General features: G+C 70.0%; 10 protein-coding genes and 1 pseudogene. 9 read left to right on the top strand and 2 right to left on the bottom strand.

Going from position 1 to position 13,643, the window contains the following annotated elements:
• Positions 1-111: 111 nt before the first annotated feature.
• Positions 112-222, bottom strand: a pseudogene (locus ABZW14_RS24695) (nucleoside monophosphate kinase); the annotation flags it as partial.
• Between the two features lie 691 nt (positions 223-913).
• On the opposite strand from ABZW14_RS24695, the gene ABZW14_RS24700 reads away from it, so the two are divergent.
• The 9 genes from ABZW14_RS24700 (at position 914) to ABZW14_RS24740 (ending at position 12,451) form a co-directional block, all read left to right on the top strand.
• On the top strand, positions 914-1,864 hold the full coding sequence (locus ABZW14_RS24700) for an NADP-dependent oxidoreductase (protein ID WP_355350741.1): 951 nt from the start codon (positions 914-916) through the stop codon (positions 1,862-1,864).
• Positions 1,865-2,004: 140 nt separating this feature from the next.
• Positions 2,005-3,432 carry a cytochrome ubiquinol oxidase subunit I gene (locus tag ABZW14_RS24705; RefSeq protein WP_355350743.1) on the top strand — a complete coding sequence of 476 codons (1,428 nt, stop codon included), beginning with the start codon at positions 2,005-2,007 and terminating at the stop codon, positions 3,430-3,432.
• Positions 3,429-4,424 carry a cytochrome d ubiquinol oxidase subunit II gene (locus tag ABZW14_RS24710; protein WP_355350745.1) on the top strand — a complete coding sequence of 332 codons (996 nt, stop codon included), beginning with the start codon at positions 3,429-3,431 and terminating at the stop codon, positions 4,422-4,424. Before ABZW14_RS24705 ends, ABZW14_RS24710 begins: the two co-directional genes overlap by 4 nt.
• 161 nt (positions 4,425-4,585) lie before the next feature.
• The gene (gene sigJ, locus ABZW14_RS24715; protein WP_355350747.1) at positions 4,586-5,527 is read left to right on the top strand and encodes an RNA polymerase sigma factor SigJ; all 942 of its coding nucleotides are present in this window, start codon (positions 4,586-4,588) and stop codon (positions 5,525-5,527) included.
• A gap of 86 nt (positions 5,528-5,613) precedes the next feature.
• Positions 5,614-6,549: an NAD(P)-dependent oxidoreductase gene (locus tag ABZW14_RS24720; RefSeq protein ID WP_355350749.1), complete on the top strand. Its 936-nt coding sequence runs from the start codon at positions 5,614-5,616 to the stop codon at positions 6,547-6,549.
• A gap of 339 nt (positions 6,550-6,888) precedes the next feature.
• Positions 6,889-7,770 (top strand): GtrA family protein, encoded by an 882-nt coding sequence (locus ABZW14_RS24725; RefSeq protein ID WP_355350751.1) that lies wholly within the window; start codon positions 6,889-6,891, stop codon positions 7,768-7,770.
• A 272-nt stretch (positions 7,771-8,042) separates the two neighbouring features.
• Positions 8,043-11,336: a hypothetical protein gene (locus ABZW14_RS24730; protein ID WP_355350753.1), complete on the top strand. Its 3,294-nt coding sequence runs from the start codon at positions 8,043-8,045 to the stop codon at positions 11,334-11,336.
• Positions 11,337-11,484: 148 nt separating this feature from the next.
• Complete coding sequence (locus ABZW14_RS24735) at positions 11,485-11,949, top strand: hypothetical protein (protein ID WP_355350755.1); 465 nt, start codon at positions 11,485-11,487, stop codon at positions 11,947-11,949.
• Complete coding sequence (locus tag ABZW14_RS24740) at positions 11,936-12,451, top strand: DUF3995 domain-containing protein (protein WP_355350757.1); 516 nt, start codon at positions 11,936-11,938, stop codon at positions 12,449-12,451. The genes ABZW14_RS24735 and ABZW14_RS24740 overlap by 14 nt, the downstream gene beginning before the upstream one ends.
• A gap of 89 nt (positions 12,452-12,540) precedes the next feature.
• Here ABZW14_RS24740 and ABZW14_RS24745 read toward each other — a convergent pair whose 3' ends face one another.
• Positions 12,541-13,632, bottom strand: a complete 1,092-nt coding sequence (locus ABZW14_RS24745; RefSeq protein ID WP_355350758.1) for a DUF5937 family protein — start codon at positions 13,630-13,632, stop codon at positions 12,541-12,543.
• Between the last annotated feature and the right edge of the window lie 11 nt (positions 13,633-13,643).

Genomic DNA, 13,643 nt, shown 5'->3' on the forward strand with positions numbered 1-13,643 from the left:
CGACAGCGCTTCCCACTCGACGTCAGACAACTCGTAGCGACGACCCACGCCCTACATCATCCGACACCAAGATCCTTTGAAGACACTCCCTAGGGCGTCGGCGATGGCTATGACCATTAGTTCATCCGGGACAAGATGTCCCGCCTGCATATACCGCTTCGCCTCTTCGCCCAGCGGAGTCTGCTGCTGCACGTGCTCGCGGAAGACGTTGCCTGCGCTGACGACCTGTAGGCCGATGGCGTCTGCCAGAGCCCACCCAGCGGAAGCCAGGTCGACCACCGGCCCGGCGGTGAGAACCACGTTGGGCATGTGTACTCCCATGTTTGGGGACGCCGAGGAGCCAAGCTAGCAGCGCCCTGGGGTCACCTGGGCAGACGTCGACCTCGACGCCGGAGAGCTGACCGTCGGCCGCCAGCTCCAACGCGTACGCGGGCAGTTCCTGCACCGCGACACCAACACCCAGGCGTCCGACGCCACCCTCCCCTGCCCGACATCTGCCTGACTGCGCTCAAGCTGCGAAGCGAACAACGCGACGAGGCCCGCTGGTGTCCTACCGCCGTCCCCGACCGGGAACGAGACGACAGGCACTGGCCCTGACAGCCCGGCGGTAGATCCCTCGCTTGTAGGTTCCGCGCGGTCCGTTCGTGGCGGTCTGCGTACGTCTCTGACGTCGGGCGCCACACGCATCGTGGGCGGGCGCACACCACCGCGCTGACGTCCCGCAGGCCGGGGCGGAAGGCGAGGTCGCGTACGGAGCCCCTGACTCCGTCCTTCGAACCGAAGGGGCATGGGTTACGGAAGTCCCGTCGGCGCGCTGCCCAACCGCCCGATAATGCGGGAGTTGGCCTCCGGCTTGTCCCCAGCGGCGGCCGGCGGGCCGATCGACATGTGGCCGGGAAGGGGCAGTCGCCGGATGAGCACGATGTACGCCGTGAGAGCTCACACCAGAGGCGGGCCGGAGCAGCTCGTGTACGAGGAGGCGCCGCGGCCCGAGCCGGGGCCTGGCGAGGTGCTGGTGGCCGTGAAGGCCGCTTCCATGACACCCACCGAGCTCACCTGGCCGCAGACGTGGACGCACAGCTCGGACGGCTCAGGACCTGAGCGCACACCGATCATCCCGTCGCATGAGTTCTCCGGAGTCGTCACGGCGTGCGGCGCGGGCGTGGCGAGCCCTGCCGAGGGGGAAGCCGTCTACGGGTTGATCCCCTTCACCCGCGATGGCGCGGCCGCCGAGTTCGTCGCCCTGCCCGCAGCCGTCGTGGCGGCCAAACCCGCCAGCGTCGACCACGATCACGCCGCAGCACTCCCCCTGGCCGCGCTGAGTGCCTGGCAGGCACTGGTGGACCACGCCGATCTGCGGGCCGGCCAGCACGTGCTGGTGCAGGGCGGCGCCGGCGGCGTGGGGAGCTACGTGGTACAGCTCGCGGCAGGTCTGGGTGCTCGCGTGAGCGCCACGGCGGCGGCAGGAGACCTGGAATTCGTCAAGGGTCTGGGTGCCGAGCAGGTCATCGACTACGCGCACGACCGCTTCGAGGATCACGTCCGCGACGTGGACGTCGTCGTTGATCTTGTCGGAGGAGCCACGCAGTCGCGGTCCTGGTCGGTCCTGAAACCCGGCGGTGTCCTGGTCTCCCTCGTCACCCCACCCGACCAGCAGGAAGCAGCCCGGCACGGCGTCCGTGGGATGTATTTCATCGTCGAGCCTGACCAGAACGCGTTGCGTTCCATCGCCGAGCTCGTCGATGACGGCCGGTTGAGACCGGTGCTGGACCGCGTGCTGCCCCTTACCGAGACCCGCTCAGGTTACGAGGCACTCGAGACGGCCAAACGCCGCGGCAAGATCGTCATCCACGTCGCTGACTAGTCACTGCCGCCGGTGCCCTTCAGGCACCTGCGACCCGCTGCCGGCAGCGGCGCGACGGGTGGCCGCCCGTTACCTTGCACTCTGCCTGATCCTCACCCGATCGGTACGTTTCCGGCGGCCGTGACCGGGTAGCACGGGCCATGCCTGGACTGTCACTAGTGACGGCCGGCGCCAGTCTGGTACCGGTCGATCCGGCGCAGCTGCTGCCGGCGCGCGAGCAGATGGCCTTCACCCTCGGCTTCCACATCATCCTGGTGCCGTTCGGGGTGGCCTTCACCTTCCTGATGCTGATCGCGAACGCCCGGGGTATTCGTCGGAACGACGAGACCGCGCTGCTGCTGGCCCGGCGCTGGTCGCAGGTGGCGGCGGTGCTGTTCGCCGTCGGCGCGGTGTCCGGGACGGTGCTGTCGTTCGAGCTCGGGCTGCTCTGGCCGCGGCTGATGGGCACCTACGGCGCGGCGTTCGGCATCCCGTTCGCGATCGAGGGTCTGTTCTTCTTCCTGGAGGCGATCTTCGTCGCCATCTACGTCTTCGGGTGGCAGCGGATGCGACCATGGCCGCACTTCTGGACCGGTGTGCCGGTGGTGCTGTCCGGGGTCGGCGGCACGCTGTCGGTGGTCGCGGCGAACGCGTGGATGAATCAGCCGGGCGGGTTCACCATGCGGGACGGCGAGATCGTGGAGGTCCGCCCGTTGGAGGTGATCTTCAACGGGGCATTCTGGTTCGAGGCCATCCACATGCTGCTGGCCGCGTACATGGTCGCCGGGTTCGTCGTGGCCGGCGTGTACGCCGCCGGGATGCTGCGCGGCCGCCGCGACCGGTACCACCGGCTCGGCCTGGTGATACCGCTGACCGTCGCAGCGCTGGCCACCCCGCTGCAGGTCTTCGTCGGCGACATCGTCGCGCGGGAGGTCTTCCGGAACGAACCGGCGAAGTTCGCCGCGATCGAGGCCGTTTCGACCACGGGCACCCACGTGCCGGAGGTGCTGGGCGGCTACTACGCGAACGGGGAGGTGCACGGCGGCATCAAGATTCCGTCGGGGGCGTCGCTGTTGTCCGGCTACTCGCCGTCCACCCGCATCCGGGGTTTGGATGCCATCCCCGCCGAGGTGCGGCCACCGGACCGGCTGGTCGCGATCGTCCACCTGAGCTTCGACGTCATGGTCGGCATCGGCACGGCGCTGCTGGGCCTGTCCGCCTGGTACGCCCTGGCCTGGTGGCGCCGCCGTGACCTGCCGCGCAGCAGGTGGTTCCTGCGGGCGACCACGATCAGTGGGGTGCTCGCGGTGGTGGCGCTGGAGGCGGGCTGGGTGGTCACCGAGGTCGGCCGGCAGCCGTGGACGGTCGTGGGTCACCTCCTCACCCGGGACGCGGTCACCACGTCCGGCAATCTGTGGCTGTTCTTCGCCGCCATCGTCGCGCTGTATGTCGCGGTCGGCGCCACCACCGTGTACGTCCTGCGGCTGCTGCGCCGTCGTTGGCGTGACCAGGGCGGGGCTACCGAGACGGACGTGCCCTACGGCCCGGCCCAGGGCTCGGAGGCCACGCCGGCGGCAGGTCAGGCATGAGTACGTTCGCCGCCGTCGTGTTGTTCATCGGCGTCACCGCCTACGCCGTGCTCGGCGGCGCGGACTACGGTGCCGGGTTCTGGGATCTCACCGCCGGTGGTGCGCGCCGTGGGCGAGACTCACGGCACCTGATCGATCAGACGTTGGCGCCGGTGTGGGAGGCCAACCACGTGTGGTTGATCTTCTGCCTGGTGATGCTCTGGACGGGTTTCCCGTCCGCGTTCGCCGCGATCATGACTACGCTCTACATTCCGCTGGGCCTCGCCGCCCTGGGCATCGTGGTCCGCGGCAGCGGGTTCGCGTTCCGGAAGGTGGTCGTGAAGACCGACCAGCAACGGGCGACCGGGGCGGCGTTCGCCACCTCGTCGGTGATCACGCCGTTCTTCTTCGGCACGGTCGCCGGTGGAATCGCCTCCGGTCGGGTGCCCGCCGGCGGGCGCGGCGATCCCGTGACGAGCTGGGTCAACCCGACGTCGCTGCTCGGCGGAGTGCTCGCGGTCGGAGTGTGCGCGTTCGTCGCCGCGGTGTTCCTCACCGCCGAAGCCCGTACGCGCGCTGACGCCCGTCTGGAGGTCTGGTTCCGCCGTCGGGCCCGGGCCAGCGCTGTGGCGACCGGCACTGTGGCGCTGGCGGGGGTCGTCATCCTGCACGCCGACGCCGGGCGCCTGTTCGACGGGCTGACCGGCCGCGGCCTGCCGTTGGTGTTGGTCTCCGCGGCATGCGGGCTGGCCAGCATCGCGCTGCTGCACCGGGCGGCGCCGCGGGTGCTGCAGGCGCTCGCCGTCGGCGCGGCCGGCGCGGTGGTGGTGGGCTGGGGCGTCGCGCAGTACCCGTACCTGCTGGGCACTCACCTACGCATCGGCGAGGCCGCGGCTCCCGAGGCCACCCTGGCGTCGCTGACGCTTGTCGCCGCTGCGGCGCTCCTGCTCGTCGTGCCGGCCATGGCGCTGCTGTTCGTCCTGCACCAGCGCGGTCATCTGGACACCACCTGATCCTCGTCACCGTGAGGCACAGCAGTGTGGCTCCGGCTCACCACCTCAGGTGGCAGGTGCGTCAATCCTCGTGAGGAACAGCGTGTTCGCTGTCCGGACGGCCTCGATCCACCGGTGGGGCCGTGATCGGCTGGAGGCGTTGCGGGAAATATGATCGGGTCATGCCTTTGACGGTGGAAGACGTCGACCGGTTCGAGCTGTCGAGGCATCGTCTGGAGGCCATCGCCTACCGTCTCCTCGGCTCCGCGGATGAGGCGGAGGACGTCGTGCAGGAGACGTTCCTGCGCTGGCAGGCCGCCGACGTCGACCGCGTCGAGGTCCCCGAGGCGTGGCTGACGAAGGTGCTCACCAACCTGTGCCTCAACCAGCTCACCTCCGCGCGGGCACGCCGCGAGACGTACGTGGGCCGTTGGCTTCCCGAGCCGCTGCTCGCGGGGGACCCGATGCTCGGCCCGGCCGACACCGCTGAGCAGCGCGAGTCGGTCTCGTACGCGGTCCTCACCCTCATGGAGCGCCTATCCCCCAACGAACGGGCCGTGTACGTGCTGCGGGAGGCTTTCGACTACTCGCACCGGGAGATCGCCGAGATTCTCGACATCACTGAGGCCGCCAGCCAGCAGGTCTTTCACCGGGCCAAGAAGCATGTCGCGGCAGGCAGAGCCCGCACCGAGATCGACCAGGCCGCCGCTCGGCGGGTCGTCGAGGAATTCCTCGCGGCCGCCACCAGTGGACGGACCGATGAGCTCGTACGGCTGCTCACCGGGGACGCAACCTCCGTCGGCGACGGTGGTGGCAAGGTTCCGGCACGCACCAGGGCGTTCGAGGGGGCGGTCGCGGTCGCGAAGTTCCTGTGGGGCCTGTTCAAGCCCGCCGAGGCCAAGCGCGCCGTCGTCGGCGGGTCGCCCGAGATCTACGCGTGGGCCGCCAATGGCGAACCCGCCGTTGTGGCGGTCGTGGAAGGCCGGGTCGTCGCCATCATGTGCCTGGAGGTCACCGCCGAGGGCATCAGTGCCTGCCGTACGCAGGCGAACCCCGACAAGCTCGAACGCGCGACCGAGCGGTGGGCGGCGGCCCACCATGGGGAGCCCCTGCTCATTCTGTGACTGGTGTCACCGTCGTCTGCTGTCAGCAATGGGCGGGCCATCCGGTTCAAGTGACAGATCCGAACCGGACAGCAAGGGAGCCGACGATGAGAGTGCTGGTGGCAGGAGCGACCGGAGCGCTGGGCAGGGAACTGGTGCCGCGCCTGGTCGATGCGGGCCACGAGGTGTTCGCCATGATCCGCAGCGAGTCCAGCAGGGCCAGGGCGGCAGAGCTGGGCGCGGTACCGGTCGTCGCCGATGCGCTGGATCGCGCCCAGGTCGAGGCGGCCGTGCGCCAGGCGGCCCCGGAGGTGATCGTCAACCAGCTGACCGCCATCGGGCACGTCGACACGCGCCACTTCGACCGCAGCTTCGCTGCCACCGACCGGCTGCGCATCGAGGGCACCGATAACCTGCTCGCGGCCGCACGCGCCGCAGGCGTACGACGGTTCGTCGCCCAGAGCAATGGCGCGTTCACCTACGCGCGGACCGGCGGGCCGGTCAAGACCGAACACGATCCCCTGGATCGCGCACCGGTCGGCCAGATGGCTTCCATGATCGCCGCGATCGAACATCTGGAGAAGGCCGTGCTGGGCGCCGCCTGGCTCGAGGGGATCGTGCTGCGCTACGGCGCGTTCTACGGACCTGGCACCTCCATGGCGCCCGGCTCGGCGCAGCTCGAGATGATCCGCAAAGGCAAGTTCCCGGTCGTCGGCGACGGTGGCGGGGTCTGGTCGTTCGTCCACATCGCCGACGCCGCCGAGGCTACCGTCGCAGCCGTGGAGAACGGCGGTCGCGGTGTTTACAACATCGTCGATGACGATCCCGCTCCGGTCGCGGAATGGCTGCCGGAGTTGGCGGCGATGCTGGGTGCCAGGAAGCCGATGCGCGTACCGCGGTTCATCGGACGGCTGGCCGCCGGAGAGGCCGGCGTCGTGCTCATGACCGAACTGCGCGGCGCCTCCAACGCCAAGGCCAAGCGCGAGCTGGGCTGGCACCCGACGCACCCCACATGGCGCGAAGGCTTCCAGGTTGTGCCGTGACCTGCTGAGCGTCGTTCTTTCCCGCGCCGGTGGTTATTCGGGGAGCCGAACGCGCGTCGAAGGGTGACCATCCGGCAAGGATGGCTGCTCTTCGACCGCGCCCGGGGTATCGCTGCCCGTCGCGGTGTCGGCTGTCCTCGGGTGTTGCGGCGGGGCTGCGTGGAGGTTGTGGTCGTACGCGGGCTAGGTGAAGCCTCGGCCGCTGCCCGCTGCTGACATCGCGTCAATGCGGGTGAGCGTCCGTGTCAGCGCGCTGATCGGGCGGTGTCAGCGGCAGTAGCGATGCTCGGTGTGCACGGCGGACGTACGAGCCGCCGAGCGCCATGTGACGACCGCCCGATGGAGAACATGATGCCGAAGTTCGACACCCCGGTCCCGATCTCCACGGTCCGGCCGAGGATGACCGTGATGAGCAGGCGGATGGCCGGCATGGTGCGGATGACCGCCACCGGCGCGGGATGCCTGCCGCAGCGGCCCTGGCTGGCCGGTAGAAGAGGGCGTTGCTCCGGTTCGACCGTCCCGTCGATGTTGAGACCTGTTCGCCGCTGCTCTGCACGAGTGCGGGAAGGTGGGCAGATCACGTCGCTGCTGTCGCCGAAGCCGCCCGGAGCATCGGGGGCTCGACCGGTGGACCGAAGCAATCTGGGCTCGTTTGCCAGGTTCGTTCTGTTCGGCGGCGGTGTCGGGCTCGCCTCCGGTATCGCGGTGCCAGTGGTGGCCACGCTCATGCCATGGGCGGCCGCGAACGCGCTGGTCACTGTGATATCCACGCTGCTCGGCACGGAACTGCACGCCCGGTTCACCTTCGGCGCGGGCCGGCGCGCGCGATGGCACCAGCATCTACAGTCCGCCGGGTCGGCCATCGCCGCCTATCTGGTCACCTCAGCTGCCATTCTCATCCTGCACGCAGTGCAGCCGTCCGCCAGCATCCGCTGGGAGCAGGCCGTCTACCTCAGCGCCTCCGGACTCGCCGGTGCCGGGCGGTTTCTGGTGCTACGCCTGTACGTCTTCGCCCACCGGCCCTCCCCCGGCACCGGCCTCGACGGGGTGCGGCGGGTACGTACCGGCGCCGCACCGGCCCGTCTTCGGCCCAGTCGGCGGCCACCTGTCCCTCACCACCGGCGACGGGCGGCGGACCGCGCGACGGCGGCAAGCGGGGTGACCGCCCTCGCCCGACCTCTTCGACGGCCTCATCTCGCCGTTGGCACGGGCCCACGCTGAGTGGCCTGCGGTGCCACCGGCGGCACAATCGCTGCCCGCGGCGACAACGCCGAAGCCACCCGCTTCATCCCACGTGGACGGGCGCATTCCGCGTGGCCCGGCGTGGGTTCGCGACGACGAGGCGCTTCCGCTGCCGTCTGAACTTGCCCGGCTGTTCACGAGAACGGTCGTGCGCACGCCGCCAGACGGTCCCCCGCCACTCGTCCGAGCGGATCTCGTCCACGTGGGTGGAGCCGCTTACCGTGGGAGTAGGTGACGATGCGGAGGGTGACGTGGGGAAGCCTCGCCAGCAAAAGGAAATCGTCGAGCCGGCCCAAGCTGCCCCCACCGATCCGGTGTTGCTGGGCGAGGCCTCGTCGTCACCGCCGGCACCCGAGCCGGCGCCGACGGGCACACCTGCGGACGCGTCCGCCCCTGTGACGGCGGAGGCCTCGGGGGCCGTGGGCGGCGGCTCGCGGGGGCAGGAAGACTCGAAGCCGCGGACGGACCGCGACCGGGACGGTGCGCTCAACCGCCTGATCATGGTCCGTACCTCGGCCTGGCGCATCCCTGAGGTCGAGCTGTTGCGGCGGGATCCGGACTGCTCGCCGGACGGTCTCGCAGCCGAACCAGGCGGTGTGGAATTCGCCGCGCATCGTCGCCTACTCGACGCCCTGCTCCGGCCGGATGGGGTGTTGGACGGCGCGGCCTGGCTGGGACGGGTCCGCCATGGAGCCGACGCGGTCGACTACAAGCGTGCCGACAGTGATGCGGGTCGGTCGCTCATGGCCGAGCTGGTAGATGAGGTGCGGCAGGGGTGCCTGGCCGCGTTGGACAAGGATCGAGAGGCCTGGCGTCAACTAGCGGAACTGCGGCATCAGATCTTCCTGGAGCCGCGACGAATGCGGTCACTGCGCGATCCGTCGGATCCGGAGCTGCCCCTGTATGCGGTGGTCGACATTTCTTTCTCCTACCTTGTGGAGCGGCCGCTGTGCCGAGCCAGCATCTCGGTGTGGACGTCGCTGCCTCGCAGTCGTCGGCACGCCCCCGAGGAACTGCTGGTCCCGGCGGTGAGCGGCGGGCAGGACCTGCGTATCCCGGCCGAGCAGGTGCCCGCCTACCGCAGCTGTCTGCTGCGGGTCGGCGAGAGCCTGCAGCGGTTGCTCGCCGCGCAACTGCTGCCGGTCCAGTTCCGGATTTTCGACTGGCAGTACGACCTCCCGACGTTCTGGGTTGCCGTTCCGGCGTCTCTGCGCAGCGACGCCTACCGCTATCTGCAGCGGAGCGAGCGGGTCGGTGATCGGCTCGCGCGGGAGCTGTTACTGACCGGCACCGCTCGGGACTCCGTGGTGAGTCGCGCTGTGCTCAGTGGTGACTTCATGGTGTTGCGCCGGTTTCGGCTGGAGGGTGAGACCTACACTCCGCACTACCTGATCTTGCCGTCCCGCAATGGCTACCCGGCTCGTGACGGCGACGGCCGGCGGGACCCGGAGGGGCGGGCGGCCGCGATCCGCCGTCAGGAGGAGGACGCGGCGGGGATTGTCATCGCCCTCAGTGAACTTGAGGCGACCAGCGGTAGTGAGTTGTACACGGTGGAGCGTGACCTGGAAATCTGGAAGAACCATCTTCAGGTCTACACCGCGATGGCCGAGCGCGGCGCGTTTCTGTGGGACGCGCTCTCGACCCACCTGCCGATGCGACGTGGTCGGGCGCTCAACGAAGCGCACCGCGCCGTGCAGTTGCTGCACCAGATCCTGCTCCAAGGGGTAGCCGACCTCGGCCACCTGCGCGCGCTGACGCGGGCCTCCAGTGCCAGCATCGACGCGGCGGCCGAGCGGTTGCAGGACGACTTCGACGCGAAACTCACCGAGTTGCACGGGCGCAGTGTGCGCGGACTGCGTGGCGCGATCACCGAGACCGGATTGTTCGCCCGGGTACGCCAGCACGGCGCGGAGATCGTCGAGCAGTCCTCCTGGGTCAAGTCTCGGTACGACGACCTCGTGGCCGCGATCACCTCCGCCTTCGACGAGCGGCGGGTCCGTGAGGCGGATGTGATCCAGAAGGGTGGTGTGGTGATCAGCCTCGCGGTGGGATTCGTCAGCCTCGTGACGGTCCTGGACGCGACGACGGACATGAAGACCAAGCTGGGGGTCACGCCGACGCCCGGCGCGCCGGCGGATGCCACCTGGCTGCGCTGGCTGCATGACCAGGCACTGGGGTGGCTGTCCCGGCACGCCAACGAGGCGGCCCTGTTCAGCCTTGCCTGCGGAGTCGCCGTGCTCGGCGTCGCGCTGTATGTCTGGGTCAGGTTCAGGTCCTCGGGTCGGCTGAGCTCGCGGCAGTTTCGCCGGCTCTATGACGGGTCACGCGGCCGGCTCGTCATGCGCAACGGCCACGGGGTGTGGCACTTCCTGAGGGACGCCTCGACCGACAGTCTCGAGGATTTCCTCGGCAGCGCGCGGCGCCAGCCAGCCAAGCCCGAGGACGCCCGACAAAATCGGCAGCGTTGGGCGGAGCTCGATGACGCGCTGGCCGGACGCTTCGCCGACCTGTGGGATCGGGCAGCTCCGATGGGGGTGCGGCGGCAGGGCCGCGTCCGTTCCGACATCAAGGCACTGGCCCGGCGGATCGAGCACTGGGGAATCCACGGCCTGTTACTCACCGAGCGCCCTCGCCAACTACATGAGTACGTGCTGCCCCGGCTCATCTGCCTCTACCGGTTCTGTATCCAGTGGCCGGACTCGTTCATCGAGAAGGTGGGCCGGCAGAACCGCCCGAAGAGCCTCGTGCCGGACAGCGAGTTCGTGCGGGCCATGCAGTGGCTCGGCTTTCAGCGCGACCAGGCATTGGAGTTCGACAGGCACTTGCACAGATGGCAGAAGCGCCAGATCGCCGAGACGCAGGGCAGCGCCGAATCTGTCGGAGGCGCCGTCCCTGCCCAGTACGCTCGCCGACTTCTCGATCTTCTCCACGAGTTGGAACTATCGGCGCACTGCACGGCCGAGAACGTCGAGCGGCTGCTGGTCCGCTCGGAAGCGGCGGCGGCCGAAGATCGGCCCGGGGCGCCGGAAGCTCCGCCACGGGTATGGACCCAGGTGGTGGTGCAGCCGGACGATCTCCATCCGAACGGCGAGCCGACCGACCAGGCGCTGGAGCGCTACTGCGTACTGGCTCTTACGAAGTGGCTTCAGGCCGAGGGGGTGCGGGTCGAGCCGCTCGCCGGCGGACGGGCGACCATTACGGGCAAGGACGGCGCCACGGTCGAGCCGGTGGTGCTGGGTCCACGCGCCAGCCGATTGCCACGGCTCACCGCAGGCGACAACATCGAGGTGAGCTGCGCCGTACACCAGACCGCACTTCGCGGGTTTCCCACTCGCCACCTGCTGCGGCCGGTCCCCGAGGCTGCGGGACGAGTGAGCGGCGACGCGAATGATCCGGCCGCCGCGCGGCGAGGCGGCGCTGCGGATGGCATGAACGGCGAGGGCGGCGGGTCGGACGGGCCGGTGACTGTCGACGGCATCGCGCTGCTGCGCGACATCGCCACCGGCCGCTTCACCCGCGAGCCGGCGCTCTGGCTACGCACATGATCGAGCCCTGCCGCCTGCAAAAGGTCGGCGCGACAGGCCGAGAGCTACCGCATCCCCTGGGCAGCATGTTGGGTTCCCTACAGCGGGGGATGGGCTTAGCCCGTCTTCGGGAGCCGGTGCCCGGTCCACAGTGCCTACCGTTGCGGCCATGGATTGTTCCGAGCGCCCGCGCCGCTGGCCCGCGTACACCATGGCCGTGCTGTTTCTCGGCTACGCCGCCGGGAAGGCGATCTTCGCCCTGCACGCCCGGCTCGGGTTTCCAGGCGGCCCGCCGGTGTCTGCCGCCGAGGCCGAACGCTACGCTCGCGACTTCATGGCCCCGGCCACCGCGCAGTGGCTCGCGACCGCGACCGGTGTGGCCGGTGCGTGCCTCGCCCTCGCCACCGTCACGCCGCTGGGGCGACGGGTGCCGCGAGCCCTGATGCTGCTGGTGCTGGCTGGGATGTTCCTGGCCGTGGCGGGCGGTGCCGGGATCATGATCGCGGACGGCTTCGTTGGTATGGGGGTCGGCTGGCGGTGGTACCACGGCCTGCTCGGACTCGTGGTGATCGGGCTTCAGCTGGCGATGATCCGCTCCTACGCGATGGCGACGAGACGACGTGGCACGAACTGACCGGGCGCGGATCGGTGGTTACCTGGCGGCGGCTGGTGCCGCCGCGTACGGGTCGATGAAGCTCGCCCAGGCGCTGGGGGCGAATGCGTTGGCCGACCGGGATCCGCTCCCGCCGGAGCTGCGTGAGCGGCTGCTCGCGCGGGATCCGTTCTTCGTCGCGAGCCACTGGGTGCTGGCCGGCGGCGCGGTGGTTGGCGTCCTGGTCGCGCTGGCCACCGTGCGGCCGTGGGGTGCGACCGTTCCGCGTCGGCTGCTGCTCGCCGTCGCCTGGGCGCTGGGCGGCTTCATGATCGCCCGGGCGGTCGGGGTACTGGGGTTCGGCTTCGTCGGCGACGCGTTGCTGCTGACCGGCGTACGCCCGCCACCAGTCGAGCACGCGGCGTTGGCGCGCACCCTGGCGCGCTGGGACCTGCTGCTCTGGTCGCCGTTCTTCCTGATCTGGGGTACGTCGTGGGCGATCGCGGCGCGGCGGTTGGGTGGGTCCGGCCCCGCTCGCCGTTGACCTGCCGTGCGTTGCCTCTTAGCTCAGTGGTGAAGCGGCGCGAGGGTAACCAGGTGCTGCGTGGCGCAGCCTGCTTTCATCCTGGCTGTTCAGCGCCCGAGGACGTCCACCAGTTGCTGCCCCAGGCCGGTGCAGGCATCCATGTCCAGGCGGTACGTGACGTAGCGGCCGCGGCGCGCAGAGATCAGCAGCCCGGCCGCCTTCAGCACCGCGAGATGCCTGGACACCTCCGGCGCGGTGACCCTCCAGAGGTCGGCCAGCTCGCCGGTCGTGTGCGGGCCTCGGGCGAGCGTGCGGCAGAGGCGTAGCCGCAGCGCGTGCGCGAGCGCGGTCAGGCGTGCGTCAAGATCGTCGACGCGCAACACCGGGCGCGGGTTCCAGTCCGGTGCCGGGTATTGCAGCACGGGCAGCCAGCCGGGCGCGTACACGACGGTCATATGCGGTGCGCCGTACGCGCTCGGGATGAGCGTCATCCCGCTGCCGCGACCGTCTGCGGTCTGGTCCTGCAGCTTGTCGATCGTCAGGGTGCCGCGCTCGGTGTCGACCCTGATTGCGTGCGAGATCCGGCTGAGGGCGCCGATGCCCTCGCGGGCCAGGTCGAAGCGTCGACGGTCGGCTTCCTCGGTGAGGGCTGGGCGGAGGCGTTTCCAGACGGTGCCGAAGAAGGCGGACTCGCAGGCGAGCAGGAAGCGTCGTAGCCGCTCGCGCTCGGTGGCCGGATCGGCGAGGACCCGCTCGGCCCACGCCGCCTGCCGAGGGCCTCGGGCGCGGGCGGCGGCCAGCGCCCGCTGGCGCACGATCGGGTCACGCAGCGGCGACCAGATTCGCGGCGCCGGTGAGACGGCCCGATGGGCGGCGAGCGCGGCGGCGACCCAGCGTTCGTCGTCCAGGCGGTCGACGTCGTCCAGTTCCTCGCGCAGGCTCGGCCGTGGATCGGACGGGAACAGAAAATCGGCCCGGCCGGAGTGCCAGAGCAGACCGAATTCCTCGAGGTCTGGGGCCAGCTCTGCGGGAAGGGCAGCCGCCATCATCGCCACGGCCGCGGCGGTGTCGGGATGATGCTGCGGCTCCGCGAGTACGTGCAGCACGGCGCCGAGCTCCGCGAGTGGTGAGGGTGTTATCCGGATCCGATCGGCTGGTACGCCGGCGATGTCGACCGAGGTGACCACGGTACCGATCATGGCAGGGGTCC

This window comes from Micromonospora sp. NPDC004551 (assembly GCF_040609975.1).
Taxonomy (GTDB): domain Bacteria; phylum Actinomycetota; class Actinomycetes; order Mycobacteriales; family Micromonosporaceae; genus Micromonospora.